The following is a 19,223-nucleotide window of genomic DNA, read 5'->3' on the forward strand; positions in this document are numbered from 1 at the left end:
AGGAAAACTCCATTTCAAAAAATAATTCACTTTCACTTTATTTCATATGATAAAATATTTCTTAAATCTAAATATTCTTTCTTTTGAAGAGGTGAATGAAGTGCTACCAACAAAATTGAAAAAAGGTGATGAAATTAGAGTGATTTCACCATCTTGTAGTTTAAGTATTGTCTCAACTGAGAACAGGAAGCTTGCTGTAAAAAAGTTAACCGAAATGGGTTTTCACGTTACATTTTCAACATATGCTGATGAGATAGACAGATTTGCTTCCTCTTCTATTTCTTCACGCATTCAAGACCTCCACGAAGCATTTAGAGATCAGAATGTAAAAGCTATTTTGACGACACTTGGCGGATACAATTCTAATGGCTTATTAAAACATCTCGATTACGATTTAATTCGAGAAAACCCGAAATTTTTCTGTGGCTATTCGGATATCACTGCACTAAATAATGCAATTTACACTAAAACAGGACTTGTTACATATTCAGGACCCCATTTCTCTTCATTTGGAATGGAGAAAGGGCTCGAGTATACAACCGATTACTTTTTAAAATGCTTAACCTCTAATGAGACTATTGAAGTCCTGCCATCTGAAACATGGAGCGATGATTCTTGGTATATAGATCAAGAAAATCGAGAATTTATTAAAAATGAAGGGTACGTTTCAATTCACGAAGGAGAAGCTACGGGAGATATTATCGGTGGTAATATGAGCACATTGAACTTACTGCAAGGTACACCATATATGCCAAACTTAAAGGATAAAATTTTATTTCTTGAAGAGGATAGTTTAACTGGGGGAGCTACTCTTAAAACTTTTGATCGATATTTACATTCTCTTATGCAGCAGCAAGATTTTGAACATGTAAAAGGCATCGTTATAGGAAAGATGCAAAAAGGTGCAGAATGTACGATAGGAGACATGCAAGAAATGATTGCTTCAAAGCCTGAGCTTGCACATATCCCTATCATTGCAAACGCAAGTTTCGGTCATACAACCCCGATTTTTACTTTCCCAATTGGCGGACGTGCAACAATCATTTCTAACAAAGAAAAAACATCTATCACGATTTTAACGCACTAAAAAAGGAGCGCATGAGTCGCTCCTTTTATCGTTTTTCTATTTTTTCCAACGCTTTTTGCGGAATTGATTCTTTCGGGATTTCAGCCCATCCTTTTCCTTGCATACCTTTTGCATAAATTTTTATAAAAGCACCCGTATGCAATTCACGGTTCATCATTCTTTTAATAACCTGTAACTTTCCATCTTCTGTATACCCTTTAAAAGTATACAAGTATTCTCCGTCTTTTTTCTCACCTTTATCTATAACCGCATAATAATCTTGTATTTCTTTATTTGAAAAGAAGTTGTCTACAAAAGCATGTACACCTTCTGTTTTTGTGTTCAAATAATACGCTGTTCCACCTAGAATGATGGCGAATACAACTAAAACTTTAATTACCAATTTCATATATGAGCCTCCTGTTTGCACTTCTTTTTCCCTAGTCATATATCTGTACTTGTATTATACGAAAAATGACATACTATACTCTATCTAAACACCTTACACTTTCCTTACATTATTGTAAGGCATCTTCACCTTATGGCAATTTCCCAATAAAAAATTTTTCCGTTTCATGAACTTTTATATTATTATTGAATGATACAAATTTTTATTACAAAAATCAAAGGAGACAGTTTTCAAATGGCTATCTTGCAAGGTTTAGCACTATTACTTGTTGTACTTTGTCTATTTACACTTTTTAGTTACCGTGCTCCTTACGGCATGAAAGCAATGGGTGCTTTAGCTAATGCAGCAATCGCAAGTTTTCTTATTGAAGCATTTCACCGTTATATCGGTGGAGAAATGTTTCATAATGACTTTCTACAATCAGTAGGAGAAGCTTCCGGTAGTATGAGCGGTGTCGCAGCAGCGATTTTAGTCGCATTAGCAATCGGTGTTTCACCCGTATATGCTGTTTTAATCGGTATCGCTACTAGTGGATTTGGTATTTTACCAGGATTTTTCGCTGGATACGTTTGTGCCTTCGTCGTGAAATTTCTCGAAAAGAAATTACCGGCTGGTGTAGAGTTTTTAGCAATTTTATTTATCGCTGCACCAATCTCACGCGGAATGGCAATGCTTATGGATCCGCTCGTGAACGCAACGCTCGGTAAAATCGGTTCTATGATTTCAGTTGCAACTACAGAAAGTCCTATCATTATGGGTATTATGCTTGGTGGATTAATAACAGTTATTTCTACCTCTCCACTGAGTTCTATGGCACTCACTGCAATGCTTGGATTAACAGGTTTACCAATGGCAATTGGTAGTCTTGCCGTAGCAGCCTCAGCTCCAATGAACTTTATTTTCTTTAAGCGACTAAAAATTTGCTCAAAGAAAGACACAATCGCTGTAGCAATCGAGCCTTTAACACAAGCCGATGTTGTTTCAGCAAATCCAATTCCAATTTATGCAACAAACTTCGTTGGCGGTGCACTTGCTGGTATTATTACATCTCTATTCCAGCTCGTTAATAATGCACCAGGAACAGCATCACCAATCCCAGGACTTCTTGTCTTATTCGGGTTTAATGACGTTGTAAAAGTAACAATTGCTGCTATATTATGTGGAATCGTTACCACGATTGTTGGATACATCGGATCAATTGTGTTCCGTAAATATCCAATTCGCTCTGCTGATGACATTCGCGGCATTACTTCGGAAGAGAAGGTTGCATAAGAAAAAGAGCTATTCCCGTTGTTTTGGAATAGCTCTTTTTAATGTTACGTAATGGTAAATGAAATTATATCGACGATTTTTCAAATATATCGATCACAACTCAAAATATATCAACGATTTTTTCATTATATCGACGATTCGACAAGACATATCGACTTACCGACACATAACGACAAAATAAGAGCCCCTAATCATATAGAGGGCTCTTATTTTATCCAGCTACAGCGGATTCCGCTTTTATTTCACCCAACCGAGCAGCATTTCCCGCACGAATTTGCTTGCTGCGACTGGTGTTTGATCACTATGGTCGTAGACAGGAGCTACTTCTACTAAGTCTGCTCCAACTACATTTATATTTGAATTTGCAATTGCTACGATGGAATCTAATAATTCTTTAGATGTGATACCACCAGCTTCTAACGTTCCTGTTCCTGGAGCGTGAGCTGGGTCTAATACATCAATGTCGATTGTGACATAGACTGGGCGTCCTGCAAGTTTCGGTAATACTTCTTTTAACGGTTCTAATACGTCAAATTTATATAAGTTCATACCTACTTCTTTCGCCCATTCAAATTCTTCCTTCATTCCAGAACGAATTCCGAAAGAATATACGTTTTCCGGACCAATTAAATCACACACTTTACGAATTGGTGTAGAGTGGGATAAAGGCTCCCCTTCATACGATTCACGTAAATCAGTATGAGCATCCATATGGATGATTGCTAAATCCGGATATTTTTTTGCCATTGCCTTAAAAATTGGCCAAGACACTAAGTGCTCACCGCCGAGACCTAGTGGAAACTTATCGGCATCTAAAAGTTTTGATACATATTCTTCAATCATGTCTAAGCTGCGCTGTGCGTTTCCGAATGGTAATGGAATATCACCCGCATCAAAATATTTTACCTCTTCTAGTTCACGATCTAAATACGGACTATATTCTTCAAGACCGATTGATACTTCACGAATACGTGCAGGGCCAAAACGAGATCCCGGACGGTAACTTACTGTCCAATCCATAGGCATCCCATAAATAACTACCTTCGACTCTTCAAAACTTGGATGACTTTTAATAAATACTTTACCTGAATAAGCTTCATCAAAACGCATATTCTTTTCCTCCTTATGTGGAACTTAAGGTATCCCAACCTTTCATTATTTCTCAAATTTGGAGCGAATTGCTCCTCTTTCTCGATTTACCGGGTCTTCTATTTCATACAAAGAAGACAATTTTCTTTACAGAAGTGTAAATAGCTAGCATGTTCAAGTCTTCTGGACAAACACCTTAAATGAGCTATTTACACTTTATTTGTTCCGTGCGATTCTCTTACTTAATTAAATCGCCAACAAATTTCGGTAATGCGAATGCTGCATTGTGTAATTCTTTTGTGTAGTATTTCGTTTCGATTTCGTGGAAACGCTCTTCACTTACTTCTAATGGATCATGTTTTTTAGATCCGATTGTGAACGTCCAAAGACCGCTTGGGTAAGTTGGAATGTTCGCTGTGTATAAACGAGTAATTGGGAAAATCTCTTTTACATCTTTAAACACAGTTGTAATTAGTTCTGGCGTAAACCAAGGGTTGTCCGTTTGTGCAACGAAAATACCATCTTCTTTTAACGCTTTTGAAATTCCAGCGTAGAAGCCTTTTGTAAATAGGTTTACTGCTGGTCCTACTGGCTCAGTAGAATCTACCATAATTACGTCATATTCATTTTCGCTTTCTGCGATATGTAGGAAACCGTCTCCTACTTTTACTTCTACACGCTCATTATCTAATGCACCTGCAATTGATGGTAAGTACTGTTTAGAGTACTCAATTACTTTTCCATCGATTTCAACAAGAGTTGCTTTCTTTACGCTTGGGTGTTTTAACACTTCACGAATAACACCGCCATCGCCGCCACCTACAACTAATACGTTTTCAGGGTTTGGATGTGTAAATAAAGGTACGTGCGCTACCATTTCATGATAAACGAACTCATCTTTTTCTGTTGTCATAACCATGCCATCTAAAATAAGCATGTTTCCGAACTCTTCCGTTTCGACCATATCAAGTTTTTGGAATTCTGTTTGCTCCGTATGTAATGTGCGGTTAATACGCGCCGTAATCCCAAAATGTTTTGTTTGTTTTTCAGTGAACCATAGTTCCATCGTACAATCACGCCTTTCAATGCAAATTTATAATAGGGACATCATTAATGTCCCCTAACAAAAATAAAACAAAACATCCAAAATGTATAGTTAAAAGTACAAAAATACCGAAAATATATTTTAGTCAGAGGGTTCTAACATATGTGCAGGAAGGGTTTGCACCGTAAAAGGAAAGAAAACCCTTTCTTAAGAAAGGGCTTTTGTCTCTATTTCTACTGGTTTACGAATTGGAATTAGGATCATAATACAACCAACTAACACCACGATTCCACCTACTAAAAACGGACTTTGTGGTGAAACAGTATGACCGATAATTCCTGATAAAATCGGAGCAATTGCGCCACCTAACCAACGAACGAAGTTATAAACACCAGATGTAACAGATCTTTCATAAGGTGAAATATCCATTACATAACTTGTAAATAATGCATTATTTAATCCTGATGCTAATCCTGATAGAACAATTAATACAATTTGTAACCACATAATTTTCACGAAGAATAGTGCAATTAAGAACAGCGCAAATACGAGTAAACTGCCTTTCAACAATGTTTTCGGCTCATATTTCCCTTCTAGCTTATGTGCTAAAATTGCAGAACCGTAAGCTAACGCGAGTCCCCATCCACAAAATACAAAACCTAATTGAATAGCAGATAAATGCATAATAAGTGGTGAATATGCTAACACAACGAAAAATCCGTAGTAGTATAACATTCCTGAAATGGCGCCTTGCATAAACGGCTTATACTTCACCAGGTTAAGTAATTCTCCTACGCCTGCCGCTTTACGCTTCACTTTTCGCTCTGGTTCTTTCACAAAGAAGAAAACTAAAATAAATGCTAAGAAAATTAAAATACTCGTCGCAAAAAATGGGTAACGCCAAGAATGTCCACCTAATATCCCACCTAATAATGGTCCACCTGCCATTCCTAAACCGATAGCTGCTTCATATAACCCTACTGCTTCATGAACTTCTTTACTTAATGCAATCAATAAAGTCATCGCCGTTGCGAAGAACATCGCATTCCCTAATCCCCATCCAGCGCGGAAAAGAGATAACTGAGCAATCGTTTGCGATATACCGCATATAAACGCAAATACAGTCACGATCGCAAGACCGATTGTCATCATTCGTTTATCACCAAATCTCGATGCAAATATTCCAGCTGGTAACATCATAATTGCCATCGTTAAAATATATGCTGTAAATAACATCTCTACTTGCCAATGCGATGCACCAATCTTTTCAGCAATAATTGGCAAAATTGGATCGACTACCCCTATACCTGAAAAGGCAAGGAAAGTAGCCAACACTGTAATCAATCTCCCTAGTTTTTGTTTGCTCTCCATTTTGATTACTCTCCTTTTGTATTCTCTAAAAATGTCACTGCACGATGTAAGCTGTCTTCAAGTTCTCCCTTTACACGCTGCATTTGCTCCATTTTCTCGTCTAGCGTTTGCACTTGTTTTTCAAGCATCTCTTTAATTTCTTGAATCACTTCACGATCACGGGGATTCTCACTATTTCTTCTTTGCTCCATTCTTTCTTTTAACGATAAAAAATGTTGCATTTCTTGAAGCGTAATCCCTAACACTTCTTTCGCTTCCACAATTCTTTTAATTCTAGCGATATCTTCGTCTGTATACAGGCGAATGTTCCCCTCACTACGTTCTGGGGGATGAATTAAACCAATTTCCTCATAATAACGAAGTGTACGTTTTGTTAAACCAACTTGCTTTGTAACTTCATCAATCTTATACATGTTTATTCCTCCCTTCACTCGATTATTACATTTTACGTTAACGTTAACTTTTGTGCAACTGTTAGACTTTTGTAAATGTTTGTCATATTAAATTGTATTTTTTCAAAAGCAGTTTCATAATGAAAGAAAAGAAATGATAAGGAGAATTTCACATGAGTAATCCACTTATTTTCGCTCATCGCGGCGTAAAAGGAACACATCCAGAAAATACGATGATTGCCTTCCAAGAAGCTGAACGCATCGGCGCCCATGGCATTGAACTTGATGTCCACCTATCAAAAGATGGTGAACTTGTCGTAATTCACGATGAAACAGTCGATCGTACAACGAATGATGTAGGTCTTGTCTCTGAAAAAACGGTAGAAGAGTTACAAACTTTAGATGCCGGCAGCCATAAAGATCCTTCTTTCCATGAAGCAAAAATCCCAACGTTACGCGAAGTATTCATTTGGTTATCTACAACAAAGTTACAGCTCAACATTGAGTTAAAGACAGATGTCATTCACTATCCAAACATTGAAGAAAAAGTTGTTGCTCTCGTTCGAGAATATCATCTTTCTAATCAAATTGTATTCTCTTCATTTAATCACGACTCTGTTTCATTATTAGCAGAAATTGCTCCTGAAATCCCAAGAGCAATTTTATATGATACACCACTTGCTGATCCTATCGCTGAAGCAAAAACTAGAGATGCAACTGGTTTACACCCAAACTTTCAACTACTAACAAAGGAATTTGTTCAACTCGCGCAAAAACAAGGGTACGTTTTCCGCCCTTACACAATTAACGAATACAAAGATTTGCAAACTATGATTGATTATGGCGTGGATGTCATTATTACCGATTGGCCAGCACGTGCATTTGAGCTCCTTTCTTAATTGAAGGAGCTCTTTATTTTCAAAATTTCATTGTTTAAAATAATCGAAAACCCTCAATACTAATACAATAATGTTTGTATGAATGAGGGGCTGAAAAAGATGGATCAAACTATGAATCCAAAACTTAAAAAATATAAACGTCTTTTCTTCACCGTAATGTTTTCTTCTGTTCTTTTTTTCGTTTTTTCCTTTTTTGTTATTATTATAGTTGCAAAAATTATGGGACCTCCTCCTGTCGCTGTCCCGCAAACAAGTGTCTTTTATGCTAACGATGACACTGTTATAGGACAAAGTAATGAGGTACAAAAACGATACAATGTATCTCTCAAGGAAATTTCTCCTTACGTAAAAGAGGCAACACTTTCTATCGAAGATCAAAGATTCTACAACCATCATGGCTTTGATATGAAGCGTATCGCTGGTGCCATTGTTGCTGATTTAAAAGCGATGGCAAAAGTCCAAGGCGCTAGTACGATTACACAACAGTATGCCCGTAACCTATACTTAGATCATGATAAAACGTGGAAACGTAAACTATTAGAAGCAATGTACACAATCCGTCTTGAAGTGAATTATAATAAAAATCATATTTTAGAAGGATATTTAAATACAATTTATTACGGGCATGGTGCTTATGGAATCGAAGCTGCGTCCCGTCTATATTTTGATAAAACAGCAAAAGAATTAACATTAGCGGAAGCTAGTATGCTCGCGGGTATACCAAAAGGACCTAGTGTCTACTCTCCCTTTTTAAAAAAAGATCGTGCGAAAGAACGACAATCTCTTATATTAGATGAAATGGTAGAACAAGGCTATATTACGAAGAAACAAGCAGCTTCAGCGAAGAAGGAGCCACTAACCTTCGCCTCATTAGATACGAAAAAGGTGGCAGAGGTTGCACCTTATTTCCAAGATGCTGTACAAGCTTCTCTTCTTCGTGATATCGGATTAGATGAGCAAGCGTTACAAAAAGGCGGCTTGCGTATTTATACAACGCTAGACCCGAAATTACAATCGGTTGCAGAACAAGCTGTAAAAGACCACATACCTGACACGACAAACATACAAACTGCGCTCGTCTCTATGAATCCAAAAACAGGTGAAGTAGCTGCCCTTGTTGGTGGAACTGATTATAATACAAGTCAATTTAACAGGGCTACACAGGCCGCTCGCCAGCCTGGATCTACATTTAAGCCATTTCTATATTATGCGGCATTAGAACGAGGATTCACCCCTGCTACGCGCTTAAAAAGCGAATACACCGTGTTCACTTTAGGTGACGGTGTTTCAAAGTATAAACCGAAAAACTATAAAGACTATTATGCAGACGATTTTGTAACAATGGCGCAAGCTCTTGCGGTCTCTGATAACGTATATGCCGTGAAGACCAATTTATTTTTAGGCGAAGACATTCTTACAAAAACGGCGAAGCAATTCGGCATTAAAAGTGCATTAAAAGATGTCCCTTCCCTCGCGCTCGGTACATCTCCTGTAAAACCAATTGAAATGGTTAACGCTTATAGCATGTTCGCAAACGGGGGAAAAGAAGTAAAACCTATTTTCATTCGCCGCATTATGGATCATGAAGGAAATATTTTATACGATGCTCATTTGGAGAGTAAACAAGTTCTTGATAAGAGCAAAGCATTTGTGATGGAAGAAATGATGACAGGCATGTTTAATAAAAAACTAAGCAGTTATGCTGCTGTAACTGGTCAATCAATGTTATCTAAACTATCAAGAACCTATGCCGGAAAATCTGGTTCTACTGAAACAGATAGTTGGATGATTGGGTTTACCCCGCAACTCGTAACTGGCGTATGGGTTGGATATGATCAACCTAAATCAATTTCAAACGTAGCAGAACAAGGCTATGCGAAAAGAATATGGACTGATACGATGGAGAAAGGCTTAGATGGACAACCTAAAAAAGAGTTTAAACAACCAAGTGACGTCGTTGCAGTCGATATTAACCCTGAAAACGGGAAAATCGCTACAAAAAATTGTCCAATTTCAGTGAAAATGTATTTTGCAAAAGGCACAGAACCAACTGAATATTGTATGGATCACGTTGATGATAAAGAGGAATTTGAAAAGACAACTGAAGAAAAGAAAAAAACAAGTTGGTGGAAGAAATATCTTCCTTGGTAGAATATCAAGCTATTTCACTGAACGTGGAATAGCCTCCTAGTCGAATCGTTGATATATTTTCATACAACAAGCCAAAATAAAAAGGATGTCTCACTAGTCGATTGTTGACTAGTGAGACATCCTTTTCTTTTATTCACTTAATAAAGCACGGCGCAATTCTTCGCTAGACTCGTTCCAAATCGCTTCATTATGTTCTTTTAAGAATGTACCAAGTACTTTTTTAGATGATTCGTCCATATGTTCAACCATAATGTGACGCTTCAATGATTTATCCATTTTGTTTACGTGCTCTGGAAGTGACTTATATCCGCGGCGAATTTCACGGTCAACTGTCATTTCACAAGCTGTTACACCTGCGTAATACGCACCTGTTGCTGTTCTTTCAATCGTTACCCATACAAGCCAGTATGGTTTTCCGTTTGGAACTTCATCTTTATTTGTTAAAAACTTAATACCTTTTTCTACTGTACTACGTGCATGCATCGCACCGATATCAACAAATGCTGTTTTCTCTAGTACATCGACAAATACAGGTGAAATGTTTTCTAGACTTAATGCCCCAACGCCAAAACCACCATGTCCATCTGTTGAATCATTTTTCACGATATTAAAACCGATTTTTTTCTTTTTCTCTGTCATATGTAAATTCCTCCTCACTTAATGATTATAAAAGGCCAAAAATAGGCGCAATAATACTGTTTAAAAATGCAAATACGTATGGAATGACAACATTAAAAATAGGTTGGATTGTGTAATTGCTAAGCGGTGTAATAACAAGAATTAATAACGCAATTGCCCCGTATTTTTCATACTGTGTCATTTTCGCACGAATATTTGTTGGTGCTAAATCCTCCACTACGCGATATCCATCAAGTGGCGGGATTGGTAATAAGTTAAAGACAAGTAAAACGATATTCAACATAATAAAAATCTGGAAAAATTGAGCTAGCGTATCTGCTACTGCAAATGGAATTGAGTCTAATACACCAAATGTTAATAAGCTATACCAAATAATTAAACCGATTGCGCTTAAAATTAAGTTACTAATCGGTCCTGCAATTGAAACTAATATACCTGCAAGACGAGGTCTTTTAAAGTTATATGGGTTAACAGGAACTGGTCTCGCCCAACCAAAACCAAGAATTAATACAGCAATCATCCCGATAGGATCTAAGTGTGCCATCGGTGATAAAGTTAAGCGACCTTGCCGCTTTGCTGTATCGTCTCCAAATTTATATGCAACATATGCATGCGCAAATTCATGCACAGATAACGCAATAATAATGGCCATTGCTACCAAAGGAATTTGGTGCAACGGGTATCTAAATAACTGATCCATGCTTCATCTCCTCTTCAATATGTCAAAAAAAGAAATTATTTGTTTTTTGATTGTTCTTCCCCATAATCCGCTATAATAAGAGTGTAACTTACATAAAAGGAGCGATTATATATGCCATACGTAACAGTGAAAATGCTAGAAGGACGCACAGAGGAACAAAAGAAAGCTCTTGCTGAGAAAGTAACAGCAGCAGTAAGCGAAACAACTGGTGCTCCTGAAGAAAACATCGTTGTTTTCATCGAAGAAATGTCTAAAAACCATTATGCAGTTGGCGGAAAACGCTTAAGCGACAAATAATTTCAAGTTCTTTCATAAGAAGCAGCTTTTAGCTGCTTCTTATTTTTTTCCTTCGAGTAACTCGATGATTCTCTCTTTATATTTTCCTTTTCTTCCATCTTCATAGATTAAATCATGTGGATAGAATAATTTTTGATCCCTTCTCTTCTTACCAGTAATCGCCTCAACAATATCCGATTCACGTGAAAGCTCTCTAAGCTCCCCATTTGGCATAAGAAGTAAGATTGGCAAACGTTCCTCTTCTTCACCAGCACGGTAAAAGTCGTACGGTAAATCTGATGTTGAATCAACTACTAAATAATATTCGGGATCAAGTCCAATCTTTTTGAATAAGCTACTTAATTCCATCCAATTATCTAAACCGTGCTTATCTGTAAACTCTACATATTTAAATAGGTTTCGATTCATAAAACGACGGCATAAATCACTTAAAATTGGATCCTCTTCGTCTTGCCATACTTGGAAGTAATAATACATAACGTTCTCGTCTAACTTTAAATAATCCTCTACTGTTACTTCTTCTTCAAATAAAGAATAGAAATGAACCGGATGATTTTTAAATGTATAGTACTTCTCGTGCAATGATTTTGCACGGTGTAAAATCTTCGTTAAAATAACTTCAGCACTGCGTGTTACTGGATGGAAATATACTTGCCAGTACATTTGATAACGACTCATAATATAATGTTCAACAGCATGCATACCACTATTTTTAATAACTACTTGATTTCCGTACGGACGCATAACGCGCAGTATACGTTCCATATCAAAGTTTCCATACTTTACGCCAGTGAAATACGCATCTCTTAATAAATAGTCCATGCGATCTGCATCAATTTGACTGGAAATCATGCTAATCGCTAATTTATTAGTAGATGTTTTTGCGATTACATCCGCTACCTTTTGCGGAAAGTCTTTATCCACACGACTTAATACGCGATTAATTTCTGTATCTCCAACGATAATCTTTTGCGTAAATTTCTCATGATCTAATGAAAATACTTTCTCAAACGAATGAGAAAATGGGCCGTGACCGACATCATGAAGTAATGCCGCACATAAGCATAATAATCTATCTTCAGCATTCCAGTTCGGTCTGCCATCAAACACATCATCAATCATACGACGAATAATTTCATATACACCTAACGAATGAGTAAAGCGACTATGCTCTGCACCGTGAAATGTAAAAAATGTCGTTCCAAGCTGCTTAATACGGCGCAAGCGTTGAAATTCTTTCGTTCCGATTAAATCCCAAATAACACGATCGCGCACGTGCACATATTTATGTACCGGGTCTTTAAACACTTTTGTTTCGCTGAGTTTGTCGTTTAAATATACCACTTTCCGACATCCCCCTTTCTTTACTGCATTCTTACTATATATTATAAACGAAATAGGAAACAGAAAGAAATGAAAGACTATATTAATTGCCCTTATATAAAGAAAAAATCACTTTTACCGGAGTAAAAGTGACCTCTTTTTATATATTATTTCCCTAAAACGAACTCAGCAACTTCATCTAGGATCATTTCTTTACCTAGTGGGAAGTAACCTTTGTTTAATTCTTCGTTTTTAATTGTAAATACGTGGTTGTTTTTAACAGCGTTCATATTTTTCCAAATTGATTCTTCTTGGAATTCTTTTAGGCGCTGAGAACCGTCACCAGTCGTAAATACGAATAAGTAATCTGGGTTGTAATCGATTAAAGCTTCTTTTTGTACTTGTACTAACGGTTTATCAGTTGGTGTACCTTTAACTGCTGGTAATTTTAAATCATTAAAGATTACACTACCGTAACCGTAGTCACCGTATACACGGAAAGCGTTTGGATATGCAGCCATTTTCATGAATTTAGCATCGCCAGTTTTCGCAACGATTTTGTCATGTAATTTGCTTGCTTTTTCGTCATACTGTTTGAACCATTCTTTTGTTTCTTTCTCTTTACCGAAGATTTGACCTACTTCTTCGAATTTTGGACGCCATTGGTCTAATGGAGTTTTTAACATAACTGTTGGTGCAATTTTAGATAATTGATCATAAATCTTTTCTTGACGATTATTTACAAGAATTAAGTCTGGTTTTGCAGCAGCTACTGCTTCGATGTTAATTTTATCTCCCCAAGCAGAACCAACTGGTTTTACGTCTTTTAATTTCTTTTCAATATGTGCATCAATTTTTTCTTGAGATGTATTAGCAGTAATAATTGGTTTCATACCAAAGATTAATAATTCTTCTGTTGAACCACTAAGGTCAGCAATTTTCTTGGGATTTGCAGGGATTTTAATTTCCCCTTTTGCATGTTGTACAGTGCGCTCTTCAGTCTTCGCATCCTTCGCATCTGCTTTCTTTTCTTCTTTGTTAGAACAAGCTGCAAATAGTACAGAAGTAACGACTAGTACCATTGCTAATAACGCCATTTTAAAATTCTTCATGTTCCCACTCCTTCTAGCTGTATTTCTCTTATAAGTTACAGTGAACTATAAGAAACAAGGTTAACAATTAATAAATATATATTGATTAATTGTTGCTTATGCCCCCGTTCTAACGGGTGTTCAACTTCCTATTTACTAATAAGAAGCTCAACGTCCATTAGAAGCCCCCCTCTTTACGAGGGGGATTCTACTTATGCTTTTTTACGCAATTGATTACTAATCATCGCTAAATCATACGTTAAACAAATTGGCTTACAGTTTACTGGACATGGAACAATTTGAGCTTCAATCTCAAATACATTACGAAGTGTTTCACTCGTCATCACTTCATCTGGCGTTCCTTGTTTCATTAACTTACCAGCTTTTAATGCAATCATATGATCTGAGAAACGAGAAGCATGGTTTAAGTCATGGATAACCATAACAATCGTTCTACCTTCTTCTTCATTTAACTTTTTCAATAAGTTTAATACTTCTAATTGATGAGCCATATCTAAGTACGTTGTCGGTTCATCTAATACGAGTAATTCTGTCCCTTGTGCAAGAGCCATCGCAATCCATACGCGTTGACGTTGCCCACCTGATAATGCCTCTGCTGGACGATTTGCGAATTCTGTCATTCCCGTCACTTCAAGTGCCCAATGAATGTAGCGATAATCCTCTTCTTTCAACGTTCCAAATCCTTTTTGATGAGGAAAGCGTCCATATGAAACGAGTTCAAATACAGTAAGGCCAGTTGGTACTTCTGCAGTCTGTGGTAAAATTGCCATTTTCTTTGCGATTTCTTTCGTTGGTTGTTTCTCGATTGCTTTTCCGTCAAGATAAACAGTACCCTTTTTCGCTTTCAAAATACGAGAAGCCGTTTTTAATAATGTGGACTTTCCACAACCATTTGGTCCAATAATTGTTGTAATTTTCCCTTCCGGAATTTCAACTGTTAATCCATCAATAATTAACCCTTCATTATAGCCAACAGATACCGCATCAACTGCTAAAGTTGCCATACAAAAAGCCTCCCTTTACTTTGTCCTCATAAGTAAGTATATAAAATACGGTGCACCAATTACAGAAATAACAAGACCGACCGGTATTTCTGAAGTTGGTAACACACTTCTTGAAATTACGTCTGCGAATAAAAGTAAAAACGTTCCTATTAGTGCAGCTGTAGGCAGCATAATTTGATGTTTCCCACCAACAAGGCGCCTCGCTAAATGGGGAGCCATTAAACCGATAAAACCAATTCCTCCGGCAACAGCGACAGATGCACCTGCTAAACAAACTGCAATAAATAATAATTTACGTCTTTCCTTTTCTACGTTTACACCAAGACCAACTGCTGTAGAGTCGCCTAGGTTCATTACATTTAGTATGTGTGCTTTACTAATAGCTAGTGGCAAGAAAATAACCATCCATGGAAGGACACTTAGCACGAACTTCCAATCTGTGCCCCAAAGACTTCCTGCTAACCAAATCGTAGCAAAGCGGAAATCGTTAGATGTCATCTTCATAGAAAAAATTAAACTAACAGCACCAAACCCAGCTGCAACAGCGATACCCACAAGTATCAATCGAGTCGATGAAACGCCGTCTTTCCATGCTAGTAAATAAATAATAACAGCTGCTAATATCGCTCCAACTAGTGCGAAGAACGGAAGGATGAATACAGATAAAAATGTACCAGTTCCTACTTTCCCGAAGAAAAAGTAGACAAAGATAACAACTGTTAATCCCGCTCCAGCGTTAATACCGATAATACCTGGATCAGCAAGTGGATTTCGTGATAACCCTTGCAAGATCGCACCTGACATAGCTAAAGCAGATCCAACTAATATAGCAATGACCATACGCGGCATACGGAATTCAAATAAAATAACAGACTGATCTTCAGCCCCGAGTCCAACCAATGACTTTAATACGTCCATTGGCGGTATTTTAAATGTCCCGGTATTTAAACTCACTAAAAATACAGTAACGATTAATCCTACTAAAATTGTTAAAACCGAAACGTTCTTTTTTGTTAAGACACTTGTCCTCACATTTTTCCTCTCCCTTCGTTACGTGCTAAGTAGAGGAAGAATGGAACCCCAATTAGCGCTGTAATTGCTCCAATTGGCGTTTCAAACGGCGGATTAATAACGCGAGATAACATATCTGCACATTCAATTAACAGCCCGCCTAAGACCGCAGAACATGGAATAACCCATCTATAGTCTGAGCCTACAAGGAAACGAGTCATATGTGGGATGACAAGACCAACAAATCCAACCGATCCTGCCATAGAAACTGCCGAACCTGTTAACACAAGAACAAGTACTGTCCCGATAAATTTAATTAATGTCGTATTTTGACCAAGTCCAATCGCAATTTCTTCACCGAAGCTTAAAATTGTAATATACCTCGACATCATAATTGCAATGAAGAGACAAACTAGGCCAATCGGTACTAACATATTAATACTTTCCCATTTCACTCCAGCAACTCCGCCTGCATTCCACATACTTACCTCTTGGGCAAGATTGAAATATAGCGCAATTCCAGATGAAATGGCCCCTAATAAAGCACTAATCGCGGCACCCGCTAAAGCTAATTTCACAGGCGTTAATCCACCTGGTGAAGAAGATCCAATTCCATATACAATGCTCGCTCCAAACGCAGCACCAATAAAAGATGCGATAACGAACATTAAATAAGGTGAATTAGGGAAGAATGCATACATAATTGCAATTCCAAATACAGCCCCATCTGTAATCCCCATTAACGATGGTGATGCTAGTGGATTTCGCGTCATACCTTGCATAATTGCTCCTGATACCGCTAAAAAGGCACCTGCTACTACGCCCCCTATTGCTCTAGGCATGCGAAGTTCTTGAATTACATTATGATGCGTAATAGAACCGTCAAACTGAAATACAGCTTGCCATACAGTCTTTAAACTAATATCTGCAGCACCAAACGAAATAGACAGTGCCATGCTTAAAGCTAACAAAATTGTACCTGCTACTAAAATAATAGAAGCAATGAGCGGCCTGCTCTTAATCTCTTTAACATTCACATCTTGCTGTTCTATACTCCTTGCGCTCGCTTCCATCCCTCAACCATCCTAACCAACAACATATGTTTAATTTAATGAAATGAAATTTATTCTCAAATAGCAATAAAAAAATTAAATGAATCGGCCCTTTTCTGATAATGATTCTCAGAATCAGACACCTTCTATTCTACCTATCGCTTCAAAAGACTGTCAACCATTATTTTGAAATACAAATTCATATAGGCCAAGACCTTAATAAATAGATAATGCCTATCTGTCATGAACTATTATCATCACCAGTTAAGCTTTCTCAGAATAGATTCTTCCTCTTATGGGCATAAAAAAAGAAGAGTAATCTGTTCACTCTTCTTTTCCTTACTTATTTAACTTCGCCTCAATTTTTACAATTAATTCGTCTTCTGTTGGCGCTGCAACTGGACGATTATTTACAAATGCGAATGATTTTTTACGGCCAGGGCCACAGTAAGACTGACATCCAACTTCAATCGTTGCACATGAATCTACTTTTTTTAGCTTTGGAATCAGCGTTTTAACGTTCGTTGCCTGACAATCATCACACACACGAAATTCGTTTCCCATTATATAACACTTCCTCTATTTTAAACTTTTCTCAAGTACATTTAAAAATAAACACTAAATGGTATTTTACCGCTCTTTGAAGCTCGTTGCAAGTTTCCTTTCGACGCTCTTTCCTCATATAATGCTACATATTTATATGTTTTCCTACAGCAGCTTCCGTCATTCTTGGCAAAATTTATCCCGCTTTAATGGGCAATAAGATCCCTACCTTAAAATTCAGCGAAAGCAAAGAAGTTAGGTAGGGGATGAAGAACCTCCCCACTGATGAAAGTTTCACTTTATACCTCTCATCGAAATCTACCATATTTTTAAAAGCTTTGTATAAAAGCTCACTTTTTTGCCCATTATAAAAATAGGAAGTTCATAAAAAGAAAGGGAGTTGAATCTATGAAAGTAAGACAAGATGCTTGGACGGATGAGGATGATTTATTACTTGCTGAAACTGTACTTCGTCACGTTCGAGAAGGAAGTACCCAATTAAATGCATTTGAAGAAGTAGGAGACAGATTAAATCGTACATCGGCTGCCTGTGGTTTCCGTTGGAATGCTGTTGTTCGCTATAGCTATGAACAAGCTCTTCAACTAGCAAAAAAACATCGTAAAGATAAAATGCGTGCTGCAAGTGGTGAACAAGCGAAAAAACGTTTACTTTATACACCACCAGCTTCAGATTCGATAACTAATTATGAAGAGTTCGTACAAGAGGAATCAATTGTACAATATAAAGAAGCTACTCCATATCAAGAAACTACCGTTCCTACTGCAAAAGGCTCTATGACAATGCAAGATGTTATTTATTTTTTACAAACAGTCGGATCTTCAAATATAAAAGTGACAGCTCTTGAAAACGAGAATACGAGATTGAAACAAGAAATTAAATCACAAATCCTTCGAAATGAAGAACTAGAAAAGAAACTGGAAAAATTAGAAAAACAATCTCATACTGTACAAGAAGATTACGAAACACTTATGAACATTATGAACCGCGCTCGTAAGCTGGCAGTCATGGATGAAGAAGAACGTTCTCAAACATCTTTCCGAATGGATCGAAACGGTAATTTAGAAAAAATTGCAGAGTAAAAAGGATGCATTACATGCATCCTTTTTGTTATTTCACTTCAACCATATGTGCTTCTTCTACTTTAGAATCCCTCTTTATATCTGGAAAAATCTTTTCCTTTGGATTCTCTTTAAAGGATGCTAAACCAATTGTTTTTACCGGTTCACTTATTTTTGCATATTCTGCATCACTAACAACTGCATACATATCTGTATATTTACGCGCATCACCAATTACTACATTGCCTTCGTACTTCATTTTCTTTCCATCAATTACTACATCTTTTTGTTCCTCTTTAGCAAATACAATTCCAGCTTCATCAGAAATAGCCGGCAATGCTTTAATAGGTTCTACATCTTCTTTCACTACTTTTTTCAGCATGTTTTCCTTTACTATCTTCTCAGCCGTTGTTTTATTCATGATTAAAACCTTTTTCCCATTAACAGTACCTAGTTTAGCTTCAAATTTATTTTGAGATTCAATTTTATCTTTATATTGATCCATTGTTTGTTGAACGCCTGTTTCATCTCCGTACATAACAACACCCGTTGCTTGTGGTGCAATCATATCCATAATAGAACAGCCACTAAATACAGCAGCTGACATAATCGCTACGATTCCTAATTTAACATTTTTCATTTGTATGCCTCCTAAAATCAATAATTACATCTCTTAGTTTAGCCATCTTAGATCATTTAACCAATTCACTTTCCTTACAACAACCTTACAATTCAGTAAGATTTTCTCTTAAAAACTACTTTCATTAT

20 protein-coding genes are annotated in these 19,223 nt (G+C 37.0%); 6 read left to right on the forward strand and 14 right to left on the reverse strand.

What is annotated here, in order from left to right:
* Nucleotides 1–100: 100 nt before the first annotated feature.
* Nucleotides 101–1,087, forward strand: a complete 987-nt coding sequence (locus tag MR147_RS14095; RefSeq protein ID WP_242304438.1) for a S66 family peptidase — start codon at nt 101–103, stop codon at nt 1,085–1,087.
* A 25-nt stretch (nt 1,088–1,112) separates the two neighbouring features.
* On the opposite strand, the gene MR147_RS14100 is transcribed toward MR147_RS14095, so the two are convergent.
* Nucleotides 1,113–1,475 (reverse strand): YxeA family protein, encoded by a 363-nt coding sequence (locus MR147_RS14100; RefSeq protein ID WP_000779936.1) that lies wholly within the window; start codon nt 1,473–1,475, stop codon nt 1,113–1,115.
* 234 nt (nt 1,476–1,709) lie between these two features.
* Here MR147_RS14100 and MR147_RS14105 point away from each other — a divergent pair, with 234 nt between their 5' ends.
* The gene (locus MR147_RS14105) at nt 1,710–2,747 is read left to right on the forward strand and encodes a PTS sugar transporter subunit IIC (protein ID WP_000996317.1); all 1,038 of its coding nucleotides are present in this window, start codon (nt 1,710–1,712) and stop codon (nt 2,745–2,747) included.
* 237 nt (nt 2,748–2,984) lie between these two features.
* On the opposite strand, the gene speB is transcribed toward MR147_RS14105, so the two are convergent.
* The 4 genes from speB to MR147_RS14125 form a co-directional block, all read right to left on the reverse strand.
* On the reverse strand, nt 2,985–3,857 hold the full coding sequence (gene speB / locus MR147_RS14110) for an agmatinase (RefSeq protein WP_001209831.1): 873 nt from the start codon (nt 3,855–3,857) through the stop codon (nt 2,985–2,987).
* A gap of 217 nt (nt 3,858–4,074) precedes the next feature.
* Nucleotides 4,075–4,902, reverse strand: a complete 828-nt coding sequence (speE, locus tag MR147_RS14115) for a polyamine aminopropyltransferase (protein WP_000424696.1) — start codon at nt 4,900–4,902, stop codon at nt 4,075–4,077.
* A 186-nt stretch (nt 4,903–5,088) separates the two neighbouring features.
* Complete coding sequence (locus tag MR147_RS14120) at nt 5,089–6,252, reverse strand: MFS transporter (protein WP_000444219.1); 1,164 nt, start codon at nt 6,250–6,252, stop codon at nt 5,089–5,091.
* 5 nt (nt 6,253–6,257) lie between these two features.
* Complete coding sequence (locus MR147_RS14125; protein WP_000276568.1) at nt 6,258–6,665, reverse strand: MerR family transcriptional regulator; 408 nt, start codon at nt 6,663–6,665, stop codon at nt 6,258–6,260.
* Between the two features lie 152 nt (nt 6,666–6,817).
* On the opposite strand from MR147_RS14125, the gene MR147_RS14130 reads away from it, so the two are divergent.
* Complete coding sequence (locus MR147_RS14130) at nt 6,818–7,543, forward strand: glycerophosphodiester phosphodiesterase (protein ID WP_242304440.1); 726 nt, start codon at nt 6,818–6,820, stop codon at nt 7,541–7,543.
* A 99-nt stretch (nt 7,544–7,642) separates the two neighbouring features.
* Nucleotides 7,643–9,694 carry a transglycosylase domain-containing protein gene (locus tag MR147_RS14135; RefSeq protein ID WP_242304442.1) on the forward strand — a complete coding sequence of 684 codons (2,052 nt, stop codon included), beginning with the start codon at nt 7,643–7,645 and terminating at the stop codon, nt 9,692–9,694.
* 129 nt (nt 9,695–9,823) lie between these two features.
* On the opposite strand, the gene MR147_RS14140 is transcribed toward MR147_RS14135, so the two are convergent.
* Both MR147_RS14140 and MR147_RS14145 read right to left on the reverse strand, forming a co-directional pair.
* On the reverse strand, nt 9,824–10,333 hold the full coding sequence (locus tag MR147_RS14140; protein ID WP_000136688.1) for a YwhD family protein: 510 nt from the start codon (nt 10,331–10,333) through the stop codon (nt 9,824–9,826).
* A 25-nt stretch (nt 10,334–10,358) separates the two neighbouring features.
* A complete protein-coding gene (locus tag MR147_RS14145; protein ID WP_000372461.1) occupies nt 10,359–11,033 on the reverse strand; it encodes a site-2 protease family protein in 675 nt (224 codons plus the stop codon).
* A 111-nt stretch (nt 11,034–11,144) separates the two neighbouring features.
* On the opposite strand from MR147_RS14145, the gene MR147_RS14150 reads away from it, so the two are divergent.
* The gene (locus tag MR147_RS14150) at nt 11,145–11,330 is read left to right on the forward strand and encodes a 2-hydroxymuconate tautomerase (protein ID WP_001147171.1); all 186 of its coding nucleotides are present in this window, start codon (nt 11,145–11,147) and stop codon (nt 11,328–11,330) included.
* A 39-nt stretch (nt 11,331–11,369) separates the two neighbouring features.
* On the opposite strand, the gene MR147_RS14155 is transcribed toward MR147_RS14150, so the two are convergent.
* From MR147_RS14155 to MR147_RS14180, 6 genes are all read right to left on the reverse strand, one after another.
* Nucleotides 11,370–12,674, reverse strand: coding sequence for an HD domain-containing protein (locus tag MR147_RS14155; protein WP_000262739.1), 1,305 nt, complete (start codon nt 12,672–12,674; stop codon nt 11,370–11,372).
* Nucleotides 12,675–12,820: 146 nt separating this feature from the next.
* A complete protein-coding gene (locus tag MR147_RS14160; protein WP_000787743.1) occupies nt 12,821–13,765 on the reverse strand; it encodes an ABC transporter substrate-binding protein in 945 nt (314 codons plus the stop codon).
* Nucleotides 13,766–13,956: 191 nt separating this feature from the next.
* A complete protein-coding gene (locus tag MR147_RS14165; protein WP_000212060.1) occupies nt 13,957–14,769 on the reverse strand; it encodes an ABC transporter ATP-binding protein in 813 nt (270 codons plus the stop codon).
* Between the two features lie 15 nt (nt 14,770–14,784).
* Entirely contained in the window at nt 14,785–15,801 is a 1,017-nt protein-coding gene (locus tag MR147_RS14170) for a FecCD family ABC transporter permease (RefSeq protein WP_001260776.1), read from the reverse strand.
* On the reverse strand, nt 15,798–16,853 hold the full coding sequence (locus MR147_RS14175; RefSeq protein WP_000388276.1) for a FecCD family ABC transporter permease: 1,056 nt from the start codon (nt 16,851–16,853) through the stop codon (nt 15,798–15,800). The genes MR147_RS14170 and MR147_RS14175 overlap by 4 nt, the downstream gene beginning before the upstream one ends.
* 318 nt (nt 16,854–17,171) lie before the next feature.
* Nucleotides 17,172–17,396: a YuzB family protein gene (locus tag MR147_RS14180; RefSeq protein WP_000526077.1), complete on the reverse strand. Its 225-nt coding sequence runs from the start codon at nt 17,394–17,396 to the stop codon at nt 17,172–17,174.
* 387 nt (nt 17,397–17,783) lie between these two features.
* Here MR147_RS14180 and MR147_RS14185 point away from each other — a divergent pair, with 387 nt between their 5' ends.
* Complete coding sequence (locus tag MR147_RS14185; protein ID WP_000868375.1) at nt 17,784–18,476, forward strand: RsfA family transcriptional regulator; 693 nt, start codon at nt 17,784–17,786, stop codon at nt 18,474–18,476.
* A gap of 28 nt (nt 18,477–18,504) precedes the next feature.
* On the opposite strand, the gene MR147_RS14190 is transcribed toward MR147_RS14185, so the two are convergent.
* A complete protein-coding gene (locus tag MR147_RS14190; RefSeq protein WP_074608052.1) occupies nt 18,505–19,095 on the reverse strand; it encodes a lipoprotein BA_5634 family protein in 591 nt (196 codons plus the stop codon).
* Between the last annotated feature and the right edge of the window lie 128 nt (nt 19,096–19,223).

It is taken from the genome of Bacillus cereus group sp. BfR-BA-01350, assembly GCF_022663775.1.
GTDB classification, from domain to species: Bacteria; Bacillota; Bacilli; order Bacillales; family Bacillaceae_G; genus Bacillus_A; species Bacillus_A paranthracis.